General features: G+C 73.1%; 20 protein-coding genes. 2 read left to right on the top strand and 18 right to left on the bottom strand.

The annotated features are described in order from the left end of the window. Positions 1 to 24: 24 nt before the first annotated feature. The 7 genes from HCJ93_RS17165 to HCJ93_RS17195 form a co-directional block, all read right to left on the bottom strand. Positions 25 to 216 (bottom strand): DUF6191 domain-containing protein, encoded by a 192-nt coding sequence (locus HCJ93_RS17165; protein WP_167996590.1) that lies wholly within the window; start codon positions 214 to 216, stop codon positions 25 to 27. Positions 217 to 271: 55 nt separating this feature from the next. Beyond that, a complete protein-coding gene (locus HCJ93_RS17170; RefSeq protein ID WP_167996642.1) occupies positions 272 to 3,331 on the bottom strand; it encodes a helix-turn-helix transcriptional regulator in 3,060 nt (1,019 codons plus the stop codon). A gap of 304 nt (positions 3,332 to 3,635) precedes the next feature. After that, positions 3,636 to 3,821, bottom strand: a complete 186-nt coding sequence (locus HCJ93_RS17175; protein WP_167996591.1) for a hypothetical protein — start codon at positions 3,819 to 3,821, stop codon at positions 3,636 to 3,638. A 223-nt stretch (positions 3,822 to 4,044) separates the two neighbouring features. Beyond that, positions 4,045 to 4,575 (bottom strand): hypothetical protein, encoded by a 531-nt coding sequence (locus HCJ93_RS17180; RefSeq protein ID WP_167996592.1) that lies wholly within the window; start codon positions 4,573 to 4,575, stop codon positions 4,045 to 4,047. 35 nt (positions 4,576 to 4,610) lie between these two features. After that, the gene (locus tag HCJ93_RS17185) at positions 4,611 to 5,219 is read right to left on the bottom strand and encodes a GNAT family N-acetyltransferase (protein ID WP_167996593.1); all 609 of its coding nucleotides are present in this window, start codon (positions 5,217 to 5,219) and stop codon (positions 4,611 to 4,613) included. Next, positions 5,197 to 7,443 (bottom strand): MMPL family transporter, encoded by a 2,247-nt coding sequence (locus HCJ93_RS17190; protein WP_167996594.1) that lies wholly within the window; start codon positions 7,441 to 7,443, stop codon positions 5,197 to 5,199. The genes HCJ93_RS17185 and HCJ93_RS17190 overlap by 23 nt, the downstream gene beginning before the upstream one ends. Before the next feature lie 215 nt (positions 7,444 to 7,658). Beyond that, complete coding sequence (locus HCJ93_RS17195) at positions 7,659 to 8,129, bottom strand: hypothetical protein (RefSeq protein WP_167996595.1); 471 nt, start codon at positions 8,127 to 8,129, stop codon at positions 7,659 to 7,661. Positions 8,130 to 8,201: 72 nt separating this feature from the next. On the opposite strand from HCJ93_RS17195, the gene HCJ93_RS17200 reads away from it, so the two are divergent. Beyond that, positions 8,202 to 8,978 carry an SAM-dependent methyltransferase gene (locus HCJ93_RS17200; RefSeq protein WP_167996596.1) on the top strand — a complete coding sequence of 259 codons (777 nt, stop codon included), beginning with the start codon at positions 8,202 to 8,204 and terminating at the stop codon, positions 8,976 to 8,978. Positions 8,979 to 9,150: 172 nt separating this feature from the next. On the opposite strand, the gene gatB is transcribed toward HCJ93_RS17200, so the two are convergent. The 10 genes from gatB to HCJ93_RS17250 all read right to left on the bottom strand — a co-directional run bounded on the left by gatB (position 9,151) and on the right by HCJ93_RS17250 (position 21,169). After that, the gene (gatB, locus tag HCJ93_RS17205; protein ID WP_167996597.1) at positions 9,151 to 10,665 is read right to left on the bottom strand and encodes an Asp-tRNA(Asn)/Glu-tRNA(Gln) amidotransferase subunit GatB; all 1,515 of its coding nucleotides are present in this window, start codon (positions 10,663 to 10,665) and stop codon (positions 9,151 to 9,153) included. A gap of 15 nt (positions 10,666 to 10,680) precedes the next feature. Then, on the bottom strand, positions 10,681 to 10,920 hold the full coding sequence (locus tag HCJ93_RS17210) for a membrane protein (protein ID WP_019524382.1): 240 nt from the start codon (positions 10,918 to 10,920) through the stop codon (positions 10,681 to 10,683). Then, positions 10,917 to 12,410, bottom strand: coding sequence for an Asp-tRNA(Asn)/Glu-tRNA(Gln) amidotransferase subunit GatA (gatA, locus tag HCJ93_RS17215; RefSeq protein WP_167996598.1), 1,494 nt, complete (start codon positions 12,408 to 12,410; stop codon positions 10,917 to 10,919). Before gatA ends, HCJ93_RS17210 begins: the two co-directional genes overlap by 4 nt. Before the next feature lie 6 nt (positions 12,411 to 12,416). After that, positions 12,417 to 12,713, bottom strand: coding sequence for an Asp-tRNA(Asn)/Glu-tRNA(Gln) amidotransferase subunit GatC (gene gatC, locus HCJ93_RS17220; protein ID WP_004925108.1), 297 nt, complete (start codon positions 12,711 to 12,713; stop codon positions 12,417 to 12,419). Positions 12,714 to 12,996: 283 nt separating this feature from the next. Further along, positions 12,997 to 15,507 carry a putative bifunctional diguanylate cyclase/phosphodiesterase gene (locus HCJ93_RS17225; RefSeq protein WP_167996599.1) on the bottom strand — a complete coding sequence of 837 codons (2,511 nt, stop codon included), beginning with the start codon at positions 15,505 to 15,507 and terminating at the stop codon, positions 12,997 to 12,999. A 260-nt stretch (positions 15,508 to 15,767) separates the two neighbouring features. Further along, the gene (gene ligA, locus HCJ93_RS17230) at positions 15,768 to 17,963 is read right to left on the bottom strand and encodes an NAD-dependent DNA ligase LigA (RefSeq protein ID WP_167996600.1); all 2,196 of its coding nucleotides are present in this window, start codon (positions 17,961 to 17,963) and stop codon (positions 15,768 to 15,770) included. A gap of 14 nt (positions 17,964 to 17,977) precedes the next feature. Then, complete coding sequence (locus tag HCJ93_RS17235; protein WP_167996601.1) at positions 17,978 to 18,985, bottom strand: methionine synthase; 1,008 nt, start codon at positions 18,983 to 18,985, stop codon at positions 17,978 to 17,980. Between the two features lie 104 nt (positions 18,986 to 19,089). Then, positions 19,090 to 19,788 carry an SDR family oxidoreductase gene (locus tag HCJ93_RS17240; protein ID WP_167996602.1) on the bottom strand — a complete coding sequence of 233 codons (699 nt, stop codon included), beginning with the start codon at positions 19,786 to 19,788 and terminating at the stop codon, positions 19,090 to 19,092. 18 nt (positions 19,789 to 19,806) lie between these two features. Beyond that, on the bottom strand, positions 19,807 to 20,346 hold the full coding sequence (locus HCJ93_RS17245; RefSeq protein ID WP_167996603.1) for an LOG family protein: 540 nt from the start codon (positions 20,344 to 20,346) through the stop codon (positions 19,807 to 19,809). Positions 20,347 to 20,365: 19 nt separating this feature from the next. Beyond that, the gene (locus tag HCJ93_RS17250) at positions 20,366 to 21,169 is read right to left on the bottom strand and encodes a class I SAM-dependent methyltransferase (protein WP_167996604.1); all 804 of its coding nucleotides are present in this window, start codon (positions 21,167 to 21,169) and stop codon (positions 20,366 to 20,368) included. A 226-nt stretch (positions 21,170 to 21,395) separates the two neighbouring features. Between HCJ93_RS17250 and HCJ93_RS17255 the strand changes: the two genes are divergently transcribed. After that, positions 21,396 to 22,175 (top strand): alpha/beta fold hydrolase, encoded by a 780-nt coding sequence (locus HCJ93_RS17255; RefSeq protein WP_167996605.1) that lies wholly within the window; start codon positions 21,396 to 21,398, stop codon positions 22,173 to 22,175. An 82-nt stretch (positions 22,176 to 22,257) separates the two neighbouring features. Here HCJ93_RS17255 and mnmA read toward each other — a convergent pair whose 3' ends face one another. Next, the gene (gene mnmA, locus HCJ93_RS17260; protein WP_167996606.1) at positions 22,258 to 23,388 is read right to left on the bottom strand and encodes a tRNA 2-thiouridine(34) synthase MnmA; all 1,131 of its coding nucleotides are present in this window, start codon (positions 23,386 to 23,388) and stop codon (positions 22,258 to 22,260) included. Positions 23,389 to 23,440 lie beyond the last annotated feature (52 nt).

Consider the following 23,440-nt stretch of genomic DNA (forward strand, 5'->3'; position numbering starts at 1 on the left):
CAGGGGGTGGCGTGGCGGGTGCCGTCACTGGCCGGTGTCCGGCTCGGTGGCCTCCTTGGACGGCGGGCGCACCACGACCTTCCCGGAGGCGAGGTCTATGGGTCCCCGCCCGGGGTCGGAGTCGCCGGCGTCCTCCCGCGTCAGTTCCAGACGTCTGCGCTCGTCGCGGGTGTGCTTGCGGCCCGGTGCGAAGAGTTCCTCGAAGACGTTGAACATCGCTCCCCTTCCAGGGCCGTGGCGGACGTGCGGGGCGGGCGGACGGACACGTCCATCATCCCGCCACGGCGCGGTCACCGGTATCCGTGGGGAAGAGACCGAGCCGGTGGGCGACCGCGGCCGCCTCGCCGCGGCCGGAGACGCCCAGCTTGGCGAGGATGTTGGAGACGTGCACGCTGGCCGTCTTCGGGGAGATGAACAGCTCCTCGGCGATCCGGCGGTTGGTGTGGCCGGCGGCGACCAGGCGCAGCACATCGCGTTCCCGGCTGGTGAGGCCCAGGGCGTCGGCCGGGTCGCCGGTCTCGGCCGGGGCCGGTTCCCGGGACGGGGCCGGTCCGAGGGCGAGGCGGGCGCGCTGGGCCAGCACGGAGGCGGCCCGGGCCAGCGGGCGGGCGCCCAGGTGGTCGGCGACGGCCTGGACCAGCCGCAGCAGCTCCCTGGCGCGGGTTCGCTCGTCCTCGCCGGCCCCGGCGGCGAGGAGGGCCTCGGCCAGCCGGAGGCGGACGCGGGCCAGATCGTAGGGCCGGGCGAGCGGCTCCACGGCGGTGACGGCGGCGCTCCACTCGTCGGGGGCGGCGATGCCCTCGGCGCGCTTGAGCTCGGCGCGCAGCCAGATGTCGTGGGCCTGCCACACGGGCGCGCCGGTGGCGAGGTTCTTGGCGGCCCCGCGGATCCGGTCGAGGATCCCGGGGCGGCCGGGTTCGGCGGCCGGGTCGCCGAGTGCGTCGGCCTCGGCGGTGGCGCCGGCCAGCAGCAGGGGCCAGCCGTAGCGCTGGGTGCCGGGCGGAAGCCCGGCGTCGAGGGAGGTGAGCAGTTCGGCGCGGGCGTCGTCCAGGCGGCCCTCGGCGGCGGCGATGCTGAGGGCGACCAGCGCCATCGGCAGCGCGAATTGCGGCATGACGTCGTGGGTGCCGAAGTGGGCGCGGGCGGCCGCGAGTTGCCGGGAGGCGGTGGCCAGATCGCCGCGGTCGCAGGCGAGATGGGCCAGGCGCAGCGCGGCACCGGCGCGCGGGCGGGCGCTCGGCTCCCGGCGCTGGGCGGCGGTGGCGGCCTCGGCCGCCTCGTCCCAGCGGCCCAGGGAGTGCAGGCTCTCGGCGAGGTTGCCCCACACCCAGGCCTCGGAGTCCAGCAGGCCGAGCCGGCGGGTGACCCTGGTTCCCTCCTGCAGCAGCCGCAGCGCCTCCTCGGAGCGTCCGACGCCTTCGAGGCCGGACGGCAGGTTCACATAGCTGCGGCACAGCACGGTGTCCACGCCCAGCTCGGCCGCCTGCCGCTGCACCTCGTACATCATGGCCAGCCCGCTCTCGACGTCCCCGGCGTCGACGGTGAGGCCGCCGAGGGTGAGGCGGGCGTTGAGCTCGATGTCGTGGGCGCCGACCATGCGGGCGTACTCGACGGCGCGTTCGGCGGCGGCCATGGCCTCGGGGCCGGGCTGGTGGAGCATGGACCAGTTGGCGGCGGAGGCGAGCACCTCGGCGTGCACCTCGGACGGCGGCAGGCCGCGCACCAGTTCCTGCGCGGTGCCCAGTTCCGTCCAGCCGTCGCCGCGGGCCAGGGACTGGCTGAGCCGGGAGCGCTGGACCCAGAACCAGGCGGCGCGCAGCGGGTCGGGCTCCTCCTCCAGGATGCGCAGCGCCCGCTTGGTGATCTTCAGTGAGCGTTCGCGTTCGCCGCAGAGCCGGCCGGCCACGGCGGCCTCGGCGAGGAGGTCGAGGTGGCGCAGGGTGGCCGTCTCGGGGTCACAGCCGCAGTAGGCCTCGGTGTAGTCGGCGGTGCGCAGGCTTGCGCGTATCTCCTCGGGGACGGACTCCCACAGCTCCATGGCGCGCTCCAGGAGCCGGAGCTGCTCGGCGTAGGCGTGCCGGCGGCGGGCCTCCGCCGAGGCGTCGAGCACGGCGGGCAGCGCCTTGGCGGCGTCGTGGGCGTGGTACCAGTAGCTGGCCAGCCGGGTCACCCGCTCGTCTGCGGGCACCAGGGTGGGGTCGGCCTCCAGGGCCTCGGCGAAGCCGCGGTTGAGGCGGGAGCGTTCGCCGGGCAGCAGGTCGTCGCTGACGGCCTCGCGCACCAGGGAGTGGCGGAAGCGGTAGCCCTCGCGGTCGGGTGCGGGGGTGAGGATGCTGGCGTTGACGGCGGCCCGCAGGGCGTCGAGGAGGTCGTCCTCGGCGAGGCCGGCGACGGCGGCGAGCAGCCGGTGCTCGACGGTGGAGCCGCCCTCGGCGACGATCCGGGCGACTCGCTGGGCGTTCTCGGGGAGGCTCTCGACCCGGACCAGGAGCAGATCGCGCAGCGAGTCGGTGAGTCCGGTGCGGCAGCCCTCGTGGGCGGCGACGGCGAGTTCCTCCACGAAGAAGGCGTTGCCGTCGGAGCGTTCGAAGATCTCGTCGACGTGGCCGGGGTCGGGCTCCCGCGCGAGGATGCCGGCCATCTGGCGGCCGACCTCCTCGCGGTTGAAGCGGCCGAGTTCGATCCTGCGGACGCTGCGCAGCCGGTCGAGTTCGGCGAGCAGGGGGCGCAGCGGGTGGCGGCGGTGGATGTCGTCGGAGCGGTAGGTGGCGAGGACGACGAGGCGGCCGCTGCGCAGGGTGCGGAAGAGGTAGGCCAGCAGATGGCGGGTGGAGGCGTCGGCCCAGTGCAGGTCCTCCAGCACGAGGACGACGGTGTGCTCGGCGGCGACGCGTTCGAGGAGGCGGGCGGTGAGCTCGAAGAGACGGGCCATGCCCTGTTCGTCCCGGCGGGCCTCGCGGGCGGTGGTACCGAGCTCGGGGAGCAGCCGGGCCAGCTCCTCCTCCTGCCCGGCCGCCGCGGCGGCGAGCTGCTCGGGCAGCTCCCGGCGCAGCTGGCGCAGCGCGGTGGAGAACGGCGCGAACGGCAGACCGTCGGCGCCTATCTCGACGCAGCCGCCGAGCGCCACGACGGCGCCGCGGCGCCGCGCGGCCGCGGCGAACTCCTCGACGAGCCGGGTCTTGCCGACCCCCGCCTCGCCGCCGAGGAGCAGTGCCTGCGGCTCGCCCGCGCCGCTGCTCGCGCGGCCGAGCGCGGTGTTCAGGGTGTCGAGTTCAGCGGCGCGGCCGACGAACACGGGACTGACGGACCTGGTCTCCACGGTCCTGAGCATCGCACGAGGCAGTGACAACACGTCACCTGTTTTCGCACGGCTGAACGCGGACCGCTGTTTCCTCACTCCGTGCGCGTCCGCGGGACCGGCCCCGCGGGCATCCGTGGCGCCGCCGCGGGCCTTCGCCGGGCCGACGCGGCAAGGCCCGGCGGGGGTGGGGATCCGGCGGCCGAACCTCGTGCGGTCGCCGGAAGCCGTACCCTCGCCGGGCCTCGCCCCGCCGGGCTCCGTGCCCGCGGCGGGCGTCGTCCCGCCGGTCCCGGTGCCGCGTGCGCGGCCCGTCGCCGGTGTCATGCCGGCCGCCTCAGGCCGCGCGGGCGAACCGGGGCCTGCGGAAGCGGCGCCTATGGCTCTCGGCCTCGGGGCTGCGTGCGGCGGACTGCCTGCGGGCCGCCCGGCGCCCGCGGGCGGCCTCGCGCGCCCGGCGCTCCTGCTCGGCCTGGCGGACGAGCTCGGCCTGGCGGATCTGCTGCATCTCGTACTCGAGCATGGTGGGCCCCTCTGCTAGGACTGGGAGTTCCATGGATCTCGCCCGGTGCGATCGCTCCGGCTGCGACGACTCCACTGTCGTCTCCCAGGGGGGCCCTCCACATCGGGAAGGTGCCGCATCTTCGGCGAGCGGCGGGACCTTAGACATGCGAAGGGGGCCCTGAGTCCCGTCCGTAAGGCGCTTACGGACGGGACTCAGGGCCCCGGGAAGGGTCTGAGGTGCCTCAGGCCGCCGAGGGCAGGCCCAGCAGCACGTCGGTGTACTTGAGCACCGCCAGCAGCAGTCCGATCGCACCGAGCGCGATGCCCGCCCAGGCGACGGACTTGATCCACGGTGCCTGCAGGCGGCCCGGCGTGCCGAAGGCGGGCCGGAGCAGCACCACCGCGCCCACGATCAGCGCGGTGAGCGCGAACAGTCCGCCCCACAGCGCGCTGGTCTGCCAGGCGTCGCCGTACATCTCCTTGATCTGGGTGGCGACGCCCGCGTCGGTGGACGTCCGGAGCTGGCCGTCGAGGGTCTCCCGGGCGGCGGCCACCGTGCCGAGCCAGCTGCCGGTGAGCGAGACCAGGCCGAGCGCGGCCGAGACGACCGCCGCGGCGCCCTGCCCCACTCCGGTGGGCTTCTCCTCGTCCGCCGCAGCGGCGGCCTCTGCCGTCTCCGTCTCCGGCGCGGACTCCGTGGCGTCCACCGCCTCCTCGTCCTGCCGGTCCTCGGCGGTCTCGTGCGCGGTGCCGTCCGCTGTCCTGGTAACCATGCCCCGCACCGTACGGACGCCGTCTGAGAGCCGTCTTAATGATCGTCGCGGGGGCCCGCCGCGGTGGCCGGGGAGACCTGGGCGGAGGCGGTGGCGCGTGCCGCCCGCCACTCGGGCGCCAGCACCGACCACACCTCCAGGTCGTGCCGCACCCCGTGGTGGAGGTGGGCCTCGCGGCGGACGCCGTCGCGGGTCATGCCGAGCCGGCGGGCGACGGCGAGGCTGGCGGTGTTGCCCGCGGCGGCCACCCACTCGACGCGGTGGATGCCGCGCTCCTCGATCACCCAGTCGATCAGCACCCGCATCGCGCGGGTGACCAGGCCGCGCCCGGTGGCGGCGGGCTCCAGCCAGCAGCCGACCTCGCAGGTGCCGTTCGCCGCGTCGAAGTTGAGGGTGAGCACGCCGCCGACGAGCCTGCCGTCCAGCCACAGCCCGTGCAGCGAGGCCGTGCCGGCGGCCCGGCGGTCGGCGTACCGCTGGAGCACCTCGCGGGCGCCGGCGGTGTCGGTGGCCGTGGCGGCGAAGGGGACGAACCGGTTGACGAAGTCCCGTCCCCGCTCCAGGTGCGTCAGGAACTCCTCGGCGTGCCACGGCTCCAGGGGACGCAGTTCGGCTCCGTCGTCACCCAGTCGTATCGCGTACATCCCGCTCGCGCCCCTCCTCGGCCAGCACGTCCGCCACCTCGGCGTCCGTCGCGTGGGCCAGCCTTTCATGGGCGGTGCGGCACTCGGGCGGCTCGATGCTGATGCGCGGCAGGATCCGGTCGAGGGGGCGCGGCAGCCACCAGTTGGCGCCGCCGAGCAGGTGCATCAGCGCGGGGACCAGCAGGGTGCGCAGCACGAAGGCGTCGAGGGCGACGGCGGAGGCGAGCGCGATGCCGAACATGGCGATCACCCGGTCCCCGGTGAGCACGAAGGCGAGGAAGACGGAGATCATGATGACCGCCGCGGAGTTGATCACCCGGCTGGTCTCGGCGAGCCCCACGCGCACCGCGCGCCGGTTGTCGCCGGTCTCCAGCCACTCCTCGTACATCCGGCTGACCAGGAAGACCTGGTAGTCCATGGACAGCCCGAACAGGACCGAGACCATGATCACCGGCAGGAAGGGCTCGATGGGTCCTGCCCGGCCGAGACCGAGCAGTTCGCTGCCCCAGCCCCACTGGAAGATCGCCACCACCACGCCGAAGGCCGCGGCGACGGCGGCGACGTTCATCGCGGCGGCCTTGAGCGGGATGCCGACGGAGCGGAAGGCGAGCAGCAGCAGGAGGCAGCCCAGGCCGATCACCACGCCCACGAAGAGCGGCAGCTTGCCGACGATCACGTCGGCGAAGTCGTCGTAGGCGGCCGTGATGCCGCCGACGTGCACATCGAGCGAGGTGCCGGCCTGGGCCCTGGGCAGCACGTCCTCGCGCAGCCGGTCGACCAGCTCACTGGTCTGCTTCGACTGCGGGGAGGACTTCGGTACGACGGTGAGGTACGCGGTGTCGCCGCCCCTGCCGAACGTCACCGGCGACACCGAGGCCACGCCCTCGGTCCGGCGCAGGGTGGCGTCCAGGTCGCCCAGCGCGAGCCGGTCCTCGGCGCCCCCGACCTCGGTGACCAGGGTGAGGGGGCCGTTCACGCCGGGGCCGAAGCTGTCGGCGAGCAGGTCGTAGGCCTGGCGGGTGGTGGTGTTCTCGGGGTCGTTGCCCTGGTCGGAGGTGCCCAGGTGCAGGGACGTGGTGGGCAGCGCCAGGGCCGTGATCACCGCCAGTGCGATCACGCCGAGGATCCTGGGGTGCCTCTCCACGAACGCCGACCAGCGGGCGGCGAACCCGGTCGGCAGCTCCGGCTCGGGCCCGTGCTCGGCGAGGCGGCGCCGCTCCCGGCCGCTGAGCGCGCGCATGCCGATGAACGACAGCAGGGCGGGCAGCAGGGTGACGGAGGCGGCCACCGTCAGCACCACGGTGAGCGAGGCGGCGACGGCGACGCCGTTGAGGAAGTTCAGCCGCAGCATCAGCATCCCGAGCAGGGCGATGCACACGGTGGCACCCGCGAACACGACCGCGCGTCCCGTGGTGGCGACCGCGCCGGCGGCGGCCTCGGTGACGGACAGCCCGCGCTTCAGACCGCGCCGGTGCCGGGTCACGATGAACAGCGCGTAGTCGATGCCGACGCCCAGGCCGATCAGCATGCCGAGCATGGGGGCGAAGTCGGCCACGGTCATGACGTGCCCGAGGAGGGCGATCCCGGCGTAGGCGGTGCCGACGCCGACCAGTGCGGTGGCGATGGGCAGCAGGGAGGCGGCGAGCGAGCCGAAGGCGAGGAACAGCACCACGGCGGCGACCACCACACCGACGATCTCCGCGGTGTGCCCGCCGGAGGACTCGGTGAGGGCGACGGCGCTGCCGCCCAGCTCCACCCGCAGGCCGGCGGTCTCGGCCGCCTGCGCCGTGCGCACCACTGCCGCGGCCTCACCGGCGTCGATGTCCTGGGCCCGGTCCTCGAAGGTGACGGTGGCGTAGGCGGTGCGGCCGTCCTCGCTGATCCGCCCGGCCCCGCGCTCGCCGTAGGGGCCCGACACGGAGGCCACGCCGGGCAGGGCGGCGATCCGGTCCAGGGTGCGGGTCATGGTCTGCTCGACGGAGGCGTCGCGGACCGTGCCGGAGGAGGTGTGCCAGACGACGGTGTCGGTGTCGCCGCCGAGTGACGGGAAGCCCTCCTCCAGCAGGCGGGCGGCCTGCGAGGACTCGGTTCCCGGGACCCGGTAGTCGTTGGAGTAGGCGCTGCCGGCCAGGACCGCGCCCGAGCCGGCCACGCCGAGGGCGAGGAGCCAGAGCAGCACGGTGATCAGACGGCGCCGTATACACCAGCGTGCAAGAGCTGCCACGGACGTGCTCCCAGAGTGACTGACTGCTGCTCTTTGACCGGGAACAGACGTTCATGAACGAACCGCCCGCAAAGAACGCATGAGCAATGCAGTGACACTCTGGCAGGCAAGAGTGATCATTTGCCGGGTTCGTGGGCTTCTTCACAGCGATGGGAGGCAGCTCACAGGACAATCGGACCGGACGAGTCAACCGATCGCCCGGTCCCGTGACGGGTTCAGTCGAACTGGTCACCCAGCGCCATCACCATCAGCCCCGCGATCAGCAGCCACAGCGCCCTGCGGGTCCGGCCCCGGGCGCCCAGCAGCCCGGCCAGCGCGCACACCGCGGCTCCGCAGGCATAGGCGACGGGAACCAGCGGCGGAGCCTCACCGGCGAGCCGCAGCAGCGCCGCGGCGAGCCCGGCGAGGGCGAGCGCCGCCCCGGTCCCGGCGGCCAGCCAGCGTGCACGCCGGGCCCCGTTCCCGTCGTCGCCGCCGTCCTCGCCGTCGCCGTCCTGGTGCTCACCCTCGTGCTCGTCGGCCTCGCTCCCGGACGCGCCACCGGCCTCCTCGCCGGCGGGCCCGTCGGCCTCCGTCCCCTTCCTGCCCGTCGCGGTGTCCTCGGTGCCGGCGTGGTGCTCGTGCGCCGTGTCCTCGGCGGACTCGGTCTGCTCCGGGTACGTGTCGGAATCAGCGCGTCCACTCATGGCGCCGGAGCGTAGCGCCTCCGGGATCACAAACCTGGTGCGGGGGCGGGCTCCGGCTGCTAAGCAGGAGCGATGACCGATCTCGCCGAGCGGCTGACCCTCGCCCGCTGTCCGCGCAGCAGCGCCTACGACGCCCGCTGGACCGTCGAGAACCAGATGGGCCCGCACGCGCTGTGGCTCCTCGAGTGGCTCGCCCCCGCCCTGCAACTCGACTCCCTGCGTCCCGGCGCGCGGGTGCTCGACCTGGGCTGCGGCCGCGCCATGACCTCCGTCTTCCTGGCCAGGGAGTACGGCGCCCAGGTCACCGCCGCGGACCTGTGGATCGACCCGGAGGACAACGCCCGGCGGATCGCGGAGGCCGGGGTCGCCGACCAGGTGCTTCCGGTACGGGCCGAGGCGCACGACCTGCCGTTCGGCGAGGGCACCTTCGACGCGATCGTCTCCATCGACGCCTACCAGTACTTCGGCACCGACGACCTCTACCTCCCCACGCCGGCCAGGCTGCTCAGGCCGGGCGGCCGGATCGGGGCCGTCGTACCGGCGGTGCGGGAGGAACTGCAGGGGACAGAGCCCCCCGAGTGGCTGGCGCCGTTCTGGGAGCCGGCGTACTGGTGCTTCCACTCGGCCCAGTGGTGGCGCCGGCACTGGACGCGCAGCGGAGCGGTGGAGGTCGAGGCGGCCGACTGGCAGGAGGACGGCTGGCGCGACTGGCTGCTGTGGAGCGAGGTCTGCGCGGAGGAGTCCGCCAGTGAGCTCATGGCCGGCATGGCCCGCCGCTCGGCGGAGATGCTCCGGGCGGACCAGGGACGGATGCTGGGGTTCGTCCGGGTCGTCGGCCGACGGTCCTGACCGTCGTGGGCCGACAGGCTGTGATGGTCTCGCCCGGCGGGCGTGACCGTTTTCGCCCGGCGGCCCTGACCGTCCTCGGCCGGCGGGCGTGACCGCACGACGAAGCCGTGCCCGCGCACGACGAAGGGGTGCACCGCTGCCGGTGCACCCCTTCAACCCTCGACGGTCCGGGTCAGCCCTCGCTGACGCCCAGCTTCTCGAGGATGAGCTCCTTGACGCGGGCCGCGTCGGCCTGGCCGCGGGTGGCCTTCATGACCGCGCCGACCAGGGCGCCGGCCGCCGCCACCTTGCCGCCGCGGACCTTGTCCGCGATGGCCGGGTTGCCGGCGATGGCCTCGTCGACGGCGGCGGTGAGCGCACCCTCGTCGGAGACGACCTTCAGTCCGCGCTTCTCCACGACCTCGTCCGGCGTGCCCTCGCCGGCGAGGACGCCCTCGATGACCTGGCGGGCCAGCTTGTCGTTCAGGTCTCCCTTGGCCACCAGCTCGGTGACCCGGGCGACCTGCGCCGGGGTGATCGCCAGCTCGTCCAGCGCCTTGCCGGACTCGTTGGCGTGGCGGGCCAGTTCACCCATCCACCACTTGCGGGCGGAGGCGGGGTCGGCACCGGCCTCGATCGTGGCGACGATCGGGTCCAGCGCACCGGCGTTGAGGATCGCCTGCATGTCGGTGGCGGACAGGCCCCACTCCTCGCGGAGCCGGTTGCGGCGCACCAGCGGCAGCTCGGGCAGTCCCGCCCGCAGCTCCTCCACCCACTCGCGGGGCGGGGCGACGGGCACCAGGTCGGGCTCCGGGAAGTACCGGTAGTCCTCGGCCTCCTCCTTCACCCGGCCGGAGGTGGTGGTGCCGGTGTCCTCGTGGAAGTGGCGGGTCTCCTGGACGACCGTGCCGCCGCCGCTCAGCACCGCCGCGTGCCGCTGGATCTCGTAGCGGCAGGCACGCTCCACGGAACGCAGCGAGTTGACGTTCTTGGTCTCGGAGCGGGTGCCGAACGTGTCGGCGCCCTTGGGCATCAGCGACAGGTTGACGTCGCAGCGCATCTGGCCCATCTCCATACGGGCCTCGGAGACACCGAGCGCCCGGATGAGCTCGCGCAGCTCACGGACGTAGGCCTTCGCCACCTCGGGGGCACGCTCGCCGGCGCCCGTGATGGGCTTGGTGACGATCTCGATGAGCGGGATGCCGGCCCGGTTGTAGTCCAGCAGCGAGTGGGACGCGCCGTGGATGCGGCCGGTGGCGCCGCCGACGTGCGTCGACTTGCCGGTGTCCTCCTCCATGTGGGCGCGTTCGATCTCCACACGGAAGGTCTCGCCGTCCTCCAGCTGCACGTCGAGGTAGCCGTTGAAGGCGATCGGCTCGTCGTACTGGGAGGTCTGGAAGTTCTTCGGCATGTCCGGATAGAAGTAGTTCTTCCGGGCGAAGCGGCACCATTCGGCGATCTCGCAGTTCAGCGCGAGGCCGATCTTGACGGCGTACTCGACGCCGGCCGCGTTGACGACCGGGAGCGCGCCGGGCAGGCCGAGGCAGACGGGGCAGGTCTGGGTGTTCGGCTCGGCGCCCAGCGCCGTCGAACAGCCGCAGAACATCTTGGTCTTGGTGCCGAGTTCGACATGGACCTCGAGGCCCATGACGGGGTCGTACGCCGCGATGGCGTCCTCGTACGACACCAGGTCGGTCGTGGTGGTCACGGTGCTGTTTCCCTCTCAGCCCAGCAGGACGTCGTCGTCGCCCAGCCGCTTCAGCTCGCGGTAGAGGATGGCGAGGCCGGTGACGATCGCGGCGGCGGACACGGTGGCGTCGATCAGGACCAGGGTGTCCTTCTCGGCGCGGGCCTTCTTCAGCCGCTTGGCGACGCCGACCGCGCCGAACGCGGTGGCGGCCATGGACAGGTACGTACCGGACCGGGACTTCTTGAAGCCCTTGGCCTTGGTCAGTGCACTCACAGCGACGGAGCCTCCTCGAGCAGCGGGTGGCCCCACTTTTCCACGAAGGCCGCCTCGACGGCGGCGCCCACCTTGTAGAGGCGGTCGTCCTTCATGACCGGGGCGATGATCTGCAGTCCGACCGGCAGGTTGTCCTCGGGAGCGAGCCCGCAGGGCAGCGACATGGCGGCGTTGCCGGCCAGGTTGGTCGGGATGGTGCACAGGTCGGCGAGGTACATCGCCATCGGGTCGTCGGCGCGCTCGCCGATCGGGAAGGCGGTGGTGGGCGTCGTCGGGGAGACGATCACGTCGACCTGCTCGAACGCCGTGTCGAAGTCCCGCTTGATGAGGGTGCGGACCTTCTGGGCGCTGCCGTAGTACGCGTCGTAGTAGCCGGAGCTGAGCGCGTAGGTGCCGAGCATGATGCGGCGCTTGACCTCGGGGCCGAAGCCGGCCTCACGGGTCAGCGAGGTGACCTCCTCGGCGGAGCGCGTGCCGTCGTCGCCGGTCCGCAGGCCGTAGCGCAGACCGTCGAAGCGGGCGAGGTTGGAGGAGCACTCGGAGGGGGCGATCAGGTAGTACGCCGACAGCGCCAGGTCGAAGGACGGGCAGTCCAGTTCGACGATCTCGGCGCCCAGCTCCTTGAGCAGCTCGACCGACTCGTCGAAACGCTGGACGACGCCGGCCTGGTAGCCCTCACCGCGGAACTGCTTGACCACGCCGACGCGCATGCCCTGCACGCTGCCGTTGCGGGCCGCCTCGACGACCGGCGGGACGGGCTCGTCGATGGAGGTGGAGTCCATCGGGTCGTGCCCGGCGATCACCTCGTGCAGCAGCGCCGCGTCCAGGACCGTGCGGGCGCAGGGCCCGCCCTGGTCCAGCGAACTGGAGAAGGCGACCATGCCGTAGCGGGAGACCGCGCCGTACGTCGGCTTGACGCCGACGGTGCCGGTGACGGCGGCCGGCTGGCGGATGGAGCCGCCGGTGTCGGTGCCGATGGCCAGCGGTGCCATGTACGCGGCCAGCGCGGCGGAGGAGCCACCGCCGGAGCCGCCGGGGACCCGGGTGAGGTCCCAGGGGTTGCCGGTGGGGCCGTACGCGCTGTTCTCGGTCGAGGACCCCATGGCGAACTCGTCCATGTTGGTCTTGCCGAGGATGACCACGTCGGCGGCCTTGAGCCGCTTGGTGAGCGTGGCGTCGTATGGCGGGATCCAGCCCTCGAGGATCTTGGAGCCGACGGTGGTGGGCACGCCCTCGGTGGTGAAGATGTCCTTCAACGCCAGCGGCACACCGGCGAGCGGGCCGAGCTGCTCGCCGCGCTCCCGCTTCTCGTCGACCGCACGGGCCTGCGCGAGAGCGCCCTCCCGGTCGATGTGCAGGAAGGCGTGCACCTTCTCGTCGACGGCCTCGATCCGGGCCAGGTGGGCCTCGGTGACCTCGACCGCGGTGAGCTCGCCGGAGGCGATCTTCGCGGCGACCTCGGCCGCCGTGAGCTTGATGATGTCCGTCATGACGGCTTACTCCTCCCCCAGGATCTGCGGCACCTTGAAACGCTGCTGCTCCTGGGCCGGGGCGCCGGACAGCGCCTGCTCGGGGGTGAGCGAAGGACGGACCTCGTCCGGGCGCATGACGTTCGTCAGCGGGAGCGGGTGCGAGGTCGGCGGTACGTCTTGGTCGGCGACCTCGCTGACGCGGGCCACCGCGCCGATGATGTCGTCCAGCTGGCCTGCGAAGTGGTCGAGCTCTTCGGGCTTCAGCTCCAGACGCGCCAGCCGGGCGAGGTGGGCGACCTCCTCGCGCGTGATGCCAGGCATGCAGCGATCCTCTGGGGTGAGTGTGTGTGGTTTGGCCCAATCCTATGGGTCCCCACCGGGTGCTCGTGAAACGGTTTCCCCGACGGTCGGGCCGACGCGACGGCAACTCCCCCTCAAGGGCTCGGGGAACCGCGCGCCCAGCCACTCCCCAGCCGCACCCGACCGACGAGCGAACCGGGCACCACCCGGAGGCGCGGGGAACCGCGCGCCGACCGCGCACCCGCCACAGCCACAGTCACAGCCGCCGGACGACGACACCCGGCACCCGCAAAGGCGCCGCCCGCTACTCCTCCGTGGCAGCGGCCGGCAACGCCGCCGCGGGCCGCTGCCACCCCCGGGACCCCCGCGCCAGCAACCACGCCGTCGTCTCGTCCGCCGGCATCGCAGAGGCGACCAGCCACCCCTGCACCGCATCACACCCCAGATCCCGCAGGTGCTCCCACGTCTCGTCGTCCTCGACACCCTCCGCGACCACGAGCAGCCCCAGCGAATGCGCGAGATCCACCGTGCACCGCACGATCTCCGCGTCCTCCGCGTCCACCGCCAGCCGCGCCACGAACGAGCGGTCGATCTTCAGTTCGCTCACCGGCAGCTTCCGCAGATGCACCAGCGAGGAGTACCCGGTCCCGAAGTCGTCCAGCGACATCTTCACGCCGTGCCCGGTCAGGGCATTGAGCGTGTCCGCGGCCCGCGTCGGGTCCTCGAGCAGCACATGCTCGGTGATCTCCAGTTGCAGTGCCCCCGCCGGGACGCCGTGCCGGGCGAGCCGCGCCGCGACCGAGCCGGCGAAGCCGGGCGTGTGCACATCGCGCGGCGAGACATTGACCGCGACCGGCACGAACAGGCCCTGGGCGCGCCAGCGGGCCACCTGCCCGAGCGCGGTCTCCAGGACGTACTCGGTGAGATGCGGCATCAGCCCGGAGGACTCGGCGATGGCGATGAACTCGTCGGGCGGCACCTTGCCCCGTTCCGGGTGCACCCATCTCACCAGCGCCTCGAGACCGGCGACCTGCCCGTCGAAGCGGACCTTGGGCTGGTAGTGCAGCTCGACCTCGTGCGCGTCCAGCGCCCGGCGCAGATCGCCGAGCAGACCGAGCCGGTCGGGGGTGTTGGAGTCCCGCTTGGACTCGTAGACCTCCACGCCGGTGCGGTCCCGCTTGGCCTGGTACATCGCGACGTCGGAGCGCCGCAGCAGCCCCTCCGCGTCGAGCGCGTGGTCGGGGAAGACGGCGACACCCGCGCTGGCCTCGAGGACGAGGGTGAGTCCGTCGAGGTCGAGCGGGGAGCTGAGCGCCGTCACCAGGCCCCGGGCGACGCGGGTGGCCGAGGTCGTGGAGTCGACGACGGGCAGCAGGACGGCGAACTCGTCGCCGCCGAGCCGCGCGGCCTCCGCCCCGCGCGGAAGGGCGTTTCTGAGCCGGTCGGCGATCTGCAGCAGCAGCCGGTCACCGGCGAGATGACCGAGGGTGTCATTGACCGAACGGAACCGGTCGAGGTCGATCAGCATCAGGGCGGCGCGGGCGTCGATCCGTTCGGCCTCGTCGAGGGCGGTCCAGATGCGCTCCTGCAGCCACTGGCGGTTGGGCAGTCCGGTGAGGGGGTCGCGCAGCTGCTCCTCCGCGCGGGCCCTGGCTATCCACAGGGTCGAGTCGAGGGCGATCAGCGGGATCGCGAACAGCGGCAGCAGCACCGGCCGGGCGTCGGCGACCACGCAGATCAGCGGGGCTATGCCGAGCAGGGCGACGGCGACCAGGCCCTGTCTGACCAGGGCGGTGCGGGCGACCGTGGGCAGTCCGGCGTGCGGTACGTGCAGATACCAGAGCAGGGTGCGGGTGACCGCGAGGTAGGCGACGGCGACCAGGACGACCTCGGCGGCGGTGGTGAGCGTCCAGCTGTCCGGGGTGGACGGCGCCTCCACGGTCGGTACGCAGCCGAACGCGGCCCGCACCAGCGCTCCGGCGCCGATGCCGAGCAGGTCCACCGCGCCGTGCAGGATGCCCTGGCGCCAGCGGCCCCGCCGGGCTATGCCGACCAGCACCACCACGGTGAGGCTGACCATGCCGGCCGGCACCCATCCGTACAGCAGCAGCACGGCGAGGGTGAGGGCGGCGCCGGAGCCGGTGCCGCCCCACCAGCGGGAGCGGCCCAGCATCACCAGATGGCCGACGATGATCCCGGTGAGCACGGCGAGGGACCAGCCGACCCTGCCGGACGGGAACAGGGCGTGCCCCTGGGTGAAGGCCCGCAGGAAGCCGGCACCGAGCACGAACCCGGCCGCGGCGACGACGGCCGCGGGCAACGCGGGCCAGGAGAAGTGGCGTTCGGCCTCGGTGTCGGGACCGCCCGCCGGGTGGCCCCCGGCCGGGGCGGCCAGGGCCCGCCGTGCGCCCGTGCCGCGCGGCTGCGCCGTTCTCCCGCCGGCGCGGAGGCTGCCGGCCGGCCGGATCCTCCCTCCGCCCGGACCGGGGGGCAGTGCGCGCCTGGCGCCCGAGCCGCCGGGGGGAAGTGCGGGCCTGGCCCGGTCGCCCCGGGCCGGTGCCTCGGAGGCGGGCGCCTCCGGGGCCGCCCGGCCGGCGGTGGACGCCTCACCGGCGAGTAAAGGCGCGGCGTGCGCGCCGGGATTCGTGTCCGCCTCGCGCGCGGCCGCGGGGTGCGTCCCCGGCCGCCTCGGTGTGCCGGACCGGTCCGCGGGCCCCGTGCCCGGCCGGCCGTTCGCACGGCGGCGACGCCAGACGGCCGCCGCACCGCGCAGGCGCAGCCGTGAGCCCGGGGCGGCGCTCTCGGTCGGTTCCATTCCCGTCCCTCTCACAGCCGGCGGTGCCCACGCCACGCGGCTCCCGCCTCGACCACCCTCTGCGGCTCCGCGGTGGAAAGCCCTTCCCCGAAGCCCCTCACGAACACGGGGATGCCCCGACCGCAACTGGGCACGGCAGGTGCACATCTCAACAGTAGGCCGCAGAAGGCTTCTACGGGCACCGGTCGCCGACGGTTGCCCGAATGCGCCCCTGCCACCCGTATGCATCTGGTATGCGCCGATCGGGTGGGCTTCAACCGTTACTCCTCGGCCGAAAGAGCGGCAGCTGCCGCGGCCTCAGCTCCCTGCTCCAGAAGGACGTTGAAACCGCTCTCGTCCAGAACCGGCACCTTCAGCTGCATCGCTTTGTCATACTTCGACCCGGGATTGTCGCCGACCACGACGAAGGACGTCTTCTTGGACACCGATCCGGTCACCTTGGCGCCCCGGCTCTGCAGGGCCTCCTTCGCGCCATCCCGCGTGTAGTTGTCCAGCGTTCCGGTCACGACCACGGTGAGTCCCTCCAGCGGGCGGGACCCCTCGTCCTCGCCGGAACTCTCCTCCTCCATGCGGACACCGGCCGCCTTCCACTTGCGGATGATCTCCCGGTGCCAGTCCTCGGCGAACCACTGCTTGAGCGAGGCGGCGATGGTCGGGCCGACCCCTTCGGTGTTCGCCAGCTCCTCCTCGCTGGCCTGCTCGATGCGGTCGATGGAGCGGAACTGGCGGGCCAGCGCCTCCGCCGCCACCGGCCCGACGTGCCGGATGGACAGGCTGGTCAGGATGCGGGCGAGCGGGCGGTTCTTGGCCGCCTGGATGTTCTCCAGCATGGCGAGGGCGTTCTTCTTGGGCTTGCCCTCCTGGTTGGCGAAGACGGTGACGACCTTCTCCTCGCCCGTCTTCGGGTCGCGCTTCGGCAGACCGCTGTCCTGGTCCAGCACATAGGCCTTGATGGGCAGCAGCTTCTCCACGGTGAGGTCGAACAGGTCGCCCTCGTCCTTCAGCGGCGGCTCTTCGGGCTCCAGCGGCTTGGTCAGCGCTGCGGCGGCGACATAGCCGAAGTGCTCGATGTCCAGCGCCTTGCGTCCGGCGAGATAGAACAGGCGCTCCCGCAGCTGGGCGGGGCAGCCGCGGGCGTTGGGGCAGCGCAGGTCGACGTCGCCCTCCTTCATCGGCCTGAGCGGCGTGCCGCACTCGGGGCACTCGCTGGGCATCACGAACTCCCGCTCGCTGCCGTCCCGCAGGTCGGCGACCGGCCCGAGGATCTCCGGGATCACATCGCCGGCCTTGCGCAGCACCACGGTGTCGCCGATCAGCACGCCCTTGGCCTTGACCACGTCCTGGTTGTGCAGGGTGGCGAACTCCACCTCGGAACCGGCCACGGTGACCGGTTCGACCTGGGCGTACGGGGTGACCCGGCCGGTGCGGCCCACGCCGACGCGGATGTCGACCAGCTTGGTGTTGACCTCCTCCGGCGCGTACTTGTACGCGATGGCCCAGCGGGGCGCGCGGGCCGTGGAGCCGAGACGGCCCTGGAGGCGGATCTCGTCGAGCTTGACCACCACGCCGTCGATCTCGTGCTCCACGGAGTGGCGGTTCTCGCCGTAGTGCGCGATGAAGGCGCGCACGCCGTCGAGGTCGTCGACGACTCTGTTGTGCGGGGAGGTGGGCAGGCCCCACTCCTTGAGCAGCTCGTACGCCTGGGAGAGCCGGGTCAGGCCCTCGTAGCCCTCCAGGGCGCCGATGCCGTGGACCACCATGTGCAGCGGGCGGCTGGCGGTGACCCTCGGGTCCTTCTGGCGCAGTGAACCGGCCGCCGCGTTGCGCGGGTTGGCGAAGGGCTTGTCCCCGGCGGCCACCAGGCGGGCGTTGAGCTCCTGGAACTTCTCCATCGGGAAGTAGACCTCGCCGCGGATCTCCACCAGGTCGGGGACCTTGTCGCCGTGGAGGCGGTCGGGGATCTCGGCGATGGTGCGGACGTTGGGCGTGATGTCCTCGCCGGTGCGGCCGTCGCCGCGGGTGGCCGCGCGCACCAGCCGGCCCCGCTCGTAGGTCAGGTTGACGGCGAGGCCGTCGACCTTGAGCTCGCACAGGAAGTGGTAGTCCTGGTCGCCCAGTTCGCGGTGGATGCGCTCGGCCCAGGCGGCCAGGTCCTCGTCGTTGAAGGTGTTGTCGAGCGAGAGCATGCGCGAGCGGTGCTCGACGGAGGTGAACTCCGTCTCGTAGGACCCGGCGACCTTCTGCGTCGGCGAGTCCGGGGTGCGCAGCGGCGGGTACTGCTCCTCCAGGGCCTCCAGTTCACGCAGCAGCCGGTCGAACTCGGCGTCGCTGATGACGGGGGCGTCCTTCACGTAGTACCGGAAGCGGTGCTCCTCGATCTGCTCAGCGAGCTGTGCGTGCTTCTCCCGTGCCTCCGCGGGCACGCTCGTCGTCTCCGCCTGCTGGTCGCCGGCCACCGTGTGTCCTCCCGTTACTCAGGGTTGTCCGCGAGGGATCTCGCCGCCCGGACGCAGTGGGCGTACGCCGCGCGCGCGTACCCGGGGGTCGCCCCCGCGAGCCCGCACGCCGGGGTGACCGTGACCGCCTCCGGGAGAAGCCCCGGACGCAGCCCCAGCCTGCGCCACAGCGTTCTGACACCCATGACGCTACCGGCAGGGTCTGACAATGGAGCGTCCGTGCCCGGGACGACACCGGCGAACAGCCGGGTGCCGGCCTCCACCGCCTCGCCGATCGCCTCGTCGTCACGCTCGGTGAGGAGGGAGAAGTCGAAGGAGATCCCCGCCACACCCGCCCGGCGCAGCAGGGCGAACGGGACGTCCGGTGCGCACGAGTGGACCACGACGGGCCCGCCGTCGTGAACCCCGGCGACGTCCCGCAGCGCGGACTCCACGAGCTGCCGGTCGACGGCGCGATGGGTGCGGTAGCCGCTGGCGGTCCTCACCCGGCCGCGCAGCACGGCGGTGAGTGACGGCTCGTCGAGCTGCAGCACCAGCTGTGCGCCGGGCACCCGGCGGGCCACCTCCGCCAGGTGCAGGCGCAGCCCCTCGGCCAGCGAGGCGGCGAGGTCGCGGCAGGCGCCGGGGTCGGACACGGCGGCCTCGCCGTTCTTCAGCTCAAGGCCGGCGGCCAGCGTCCAGGGGCCGACGGCCTGCACCTTCAGCGGGCCCTGGTAGCCCTGGGTGAACTCCTCCAGCGCGTCGAGGTCCTCGCCCAGCCAGGAGCGGGCCCGCCGGGTGTCGCGGCCGGGCCGGTCGCCGAGCCGCCAGCCGCTGGGCTCCACCCGGGCATACAGCTCGACCAGCATGCCGGCGGTCCGCCCGATCATGTCCGCGCCGGGTCCCCGGGCGGGCAGCTCGGGCAGGAAGGGGAAGTCCTCGAAGCTGCCGGTGACGGTCTTGACGGCCTCCCGGGCGTCGCCGCCCGGCATGGAACCCACCCCGGTGGCGGGACCGAACCTGAACTGGCTGTTTTCGCTCACGTGCAGAGCCTACGGAACGAGAGCGGGGTTGCTTGTGCCGTGGGCCCCGCCCGGGGCCCGGCACCGGGCCGTCCCGCCCTGCCCGGCCTGCCCCCGGCCCGGCCTCAGCGCCCCGGCCGTACCGTCAGGTCGTTGACCTCCGCGTCCCTGGGCAGGTCCAGCGCCATGAGGATGGTGGTGGCCACCGACTCGGGGTCGATCCAGCGCGCCGGGTCGTACTCCTTGCCCTCCTGCTGGTGCACCTTGGCCTGCATGGGGCTGGCCGTCCGGCCGGGGTAGACGGACGTGACGCGGATGCCGTTGCCGTGCTCCTCCTGGCGCAGCGCGTCGGCGAGGGCCTTCAGGCCGTGCTTGGAGGCGGCGTAGGCGGCCCAGCCGGCGTGGGCGTTGAGGCCCGCGCCGGAGTTGACGAAGACCACGTGGCCGCGGGCGGCGCGCAGCTGGGGCAGGAAGTGCCGGGTCAGCTCGGCGGGGGCGATCAGGTTGACGTCGAGCTGGTGCCGCCAGGTCTTCGGGGTCAGCTCGCCGACCGGGGCGAGGTCCACCACTCCGGCGATGTGCAGCAGGGAGTCCACCCGGTCCGGCAGCGACTGATGGGAGAAGGCCCAGCTGAGCCGGTCGGGGTCGGCGAGGTCCCCGACCAGGGTCCGCGCGCCGGGGAACTCGGCGGCCAGCTCCTTGGCCCGGCCGGCGTCGCGTGCGTGCAGCACCAGTTGGTCGCCGCGTGCGTGCAGGCGGCGGGCGACGGCCGCGCCGATGCCGGAGCCGGCTCCGGTGATCACATGTGTAGCCATGCCCGCCATGCTCGCATCACCGGGGCCTCACACCATGCCCAGGCTCTCCTCCAGGTAGGCCAGCGCGCCGACCGGCTCCTCGGCGAAGAACACCAGGTCGGCCAGCGGGCGGGGGAGGAATCCCTCGTCCTCCATGCGGCGGAACTGCTCCTTGAGGCCGTCGTAGTAGCCCGCGGTGTTGAGCAGCACCACCGGCTTGTCGGTGTGGCCGTGCTTCTTCAGCTCCAGGATCTCGGTGGCCTCGTCGAGGGTGCCGGTGCCGCCCACCATGACGACCACGGCGTCGGCCTTCTCCAGCAGCAGCCGCTTGCGCTCGGAGAGGTCCTTGGCGACCACCATCTCGTCGACGCCCTGGCGGGCCTTGGCGGCGAGGAACTCCACGGAGACGCCCACGAGCCGGCCGCCCGCCTCCTGCACCCCGTCGGCGACGACCTTCATCAGCCCGACGTCCGACCCGCCCCACACCAGGGTGTGCCCGCCCTTGCCGAGCAGCCGCGCGAACTCCCGTGCGGGGCGGGTGTAGCGGTCGGCGAGCTCGGCGGCGGAGAGGAAGACGCAGATGTTCATGGCCCCACGGTAGGGGTGCTCACGACCCCACGGTACGGGCCCGGTCGGACACCGCGGTCAGGCGCATCTTGGACTGCCGGTGCGGCAGCTTCTCCCAGTCGTCCATGAACCGTGCCGACAGCCCGTACCGGGCGGCGAGGTCCGTCAGCGTCGTGGTGCGGTAGTAGAAGTCCTCGCGCAGCACATGGTGCTCCTCGCCCTCGGTGCGGTCGAAGGTGAAGTCGAAGAAGCCGCCGGGCGCGAGGATCCGGCCGACGTGCGCGAAGCACTCCTCGATGACGTGCAGCGGGGAGTGCGAGGAGACGCTGTGCGCGTGCACCACGTCGAAGTGGTGGTCGGGCAGGAAGGAGAAGGTCAGGTCGTTCGCGAGGGCCAGGTGGGGCAGCTTGTCCTGGAGCCCCTCGCGCACCAGGGTGTCCTGTGCGGCGAGCAGGATGTCCGGGGAGATGTCGATGCCGTAGTAGTGGCCGGGCTCCAGGTAGTCGATGAACAGGCGTCCGGCGCGCAGGTTGCCGCAGCCGATGTCCAGCATCCGGTGCTCGGGCTTCAGTCCGTGCCCGGTCAGGTAGTCGAACTGCATCCGGCCGATGCGGGCCCAGGTCTCCTTGGAGGGGTTGTGGCCGACGGCGGCCTCGGCGCTGCGGGCGGCGTCGGAGGCCATCACGGCGCGGTAGTAGGCGATGTGGTCGCGGTGGCGCAGCCTCAGCCAGGTGTCGCGCAGGGCCCGCCGCGCGTACCCGGGGACGCGCTCGGGGTGTCGCAGTGCGTAGCGGACCTGGTGGGCGAGGCTGCTCCGGTTCCTGCGGATGTCCTTGGCGGGCATGGTCCCTCCTCGGGAAGAACTCCGCTCCAGCGTGCGCTGGAGCCGGCTGGTTCGCTACCCGGTCGGAGGTCCGTCGTGACGGGGGGACGCCCGCATGACCGTCGTACGGAGCAACCGGCAGGGCCGGGTGGTGCAGCCGGCCGCCGCGGGGCGGGGTGGGCTGACCGCGTGGACGCGCGGCCCGCCTCACCGACGAAACCGGTGCCGTGCGGCAGTCTGCACAGACATGGACAAGAACATCCTTTCGCGCGACGGCACCTCCCTCGCCTATGAGAGCGCGGGCCGCGGCCCCGCCGTGGTTCTCGTCAGCGGGGCGATGTCGACGGGGGCGACGGTGGCTCCGCTGGCCGCCCCGCTCTCCGAGCGGTTCCAGGTCGTGGTGTACGACCGCCGGGGCAGGGGGCGCAGCGGGGACACGGCGCCGTACGCGGTGGAGCGCGAGGTCGAGGATCTGGCGGCGCTGATCGAGGCGGTGGGCGGCCGGGCGTCGCTGTACGGCACCTCGTCGGGCGGTGCGCTGGCGCTGCGGGCGGCGGCGAGCGGGCTGCCGGTGCGGCATGTCGCGGTCTACGAGACCCCGTACGCGATGTCCGAGGAGGCGCTGGCGGAGCGCGCGGAGTACACCGAGCGGCTGAACGCGGCGCTGGCGGAGGGGCGGCGCGGAGACGCGGTGGAGCTGTTCCTCAGGCTGACGGGGCTGAGCGAGGGGGTGATCGAGGGCGCCCGGCAGTCCCCCATGTGGGCCGGGATGGAGTCGCTGGCGCCGTCCCTCGCCCACGACGACGCCGTGATGGGCGACGGCGGCGTCCCGCGCGAGATGCTGGCCTCGATCGAGGTCCCGGTGCTGTCGATCGCGGGCGACGCGAGCCCCGCGTGGATGCGGGACGCGGCACGGGCGATCGCGGAGTCGGTGCCCCGCGGCACCTACCGCACGCTGGAGGGGCAGACGCACATGGTGGAGCCGGACGTGCTGGCACCGGTGCTGGCGGAGTTCTTCGCGCGGTGAGGTTCCCGGCGTGAGGGCCCCCGTTCGACGTTGCCGCCGAAGGCCCCTGCGTGCGGTCCTCGCCGTGAGGTGAGCGTTCCGGTCAGGCCGCGCCGGCCGTCGCCCGGACCGTGGAGGCGATGGTCGCCGAGCCCACGACGCGAGTGCCGTCGTAGAGCACGATCGCCTGCCCGGGTGCCACGCCCCGGACCGGCTCGGTGAAGCGCACCCGCAGCTCCCCGCCGACCAGCTCCGCGGTCACCGGTGTCTCGTCGCCGTGCGCGCGCAGCTGGGCGGTGTAGGTGCCGGGCCCGGAGGGGGCGGCACCGCACCAGCGGGGCCGGACGCCGGTGAGGGCGGTGACGTCCAGGGCGGACGCGGGGCCGACGGTGACGGTGTTGTCCACCGGGGAGATGTCGAGGACGTAGCGGGGCTTGCCGTCCGGGGCCGGCGTGCCGATGCGCAGGCCCTTGCGCTGGCCGATGGTGAAGCCGTAGGCGCCCTCGTGGGTGCCGAGCTTGTTGCCCGCCTCGTCGACGATGTCGCCCTCGGAGCGGCCCAGCCGCTCGGCGAGGAAGCCCTGGGTGTCGCCGTCGGCGATGAAGCAGATGTCGTGCGAGTCGGGCTTCTTGGCAACGGCGAGACCGCGGCGCTCGGCCTCCGCCCGGATCTCCTCCTTGGTGGTGACCGTGTCGCCGAGCGGGAACATCGCGTGTGCGAGCTGCCGGTCGTCGAGCACACCGAGCACGTACGACTGGTCCTTGGCCAGGTCGGAGGCGCGGTGCAGCTCACGGGTGCCGTCCTCGCGCACCACGACCTTGGCGTAGTGGCCGGTGCACACCGCGTCGAAGCCGAGGGCGAGCGCCTTGTCGAGCAGCGCGGCGAACTTGATCTTCTCGTTGCAGCGCAGGCAGGGGTTGGGGGTGCGGCCGGCCTCGTACTCGGCGACGAAGTCCTCCACGACGTCCTCGCGGAAGCGGTCGGCGAGGTCCCATACGTAGAAGGGGATGCCGATGACGTCGGCGGCGCGGCGGGCGTCGCGGGAGTCCTCGATGGTGCAGCAGCCCCGGGCCCCGGTGCGGAACGACTGCGGGTTCGCGGAGAGCGCGAGGTGGACGCCGGTCACGTCGTGCCCCGCCTCGGCGGCGCGGGCGGCGGCGACGGCGGAGTCCACTCCGCCGGACATGGCGGCCAGGACGCGGAGCGGGCGGTGGGGCTGCGGGGTGTCAGTCATAACCCCTCCAGGGTACGGGGGCGCGGGAACCGGAGCCGCCGGACATCCGTTG

Origin of the sequence: Streptomyces composti (genome assembly GCF_012034205.1) — a bacterium.
GTDB classification, from domain to species: Bacteria; Actinomycetota; Actinomycetes; order Streptomycetales; family Streptomycetaceae; genus Streptomyces; species Streptomyces composti.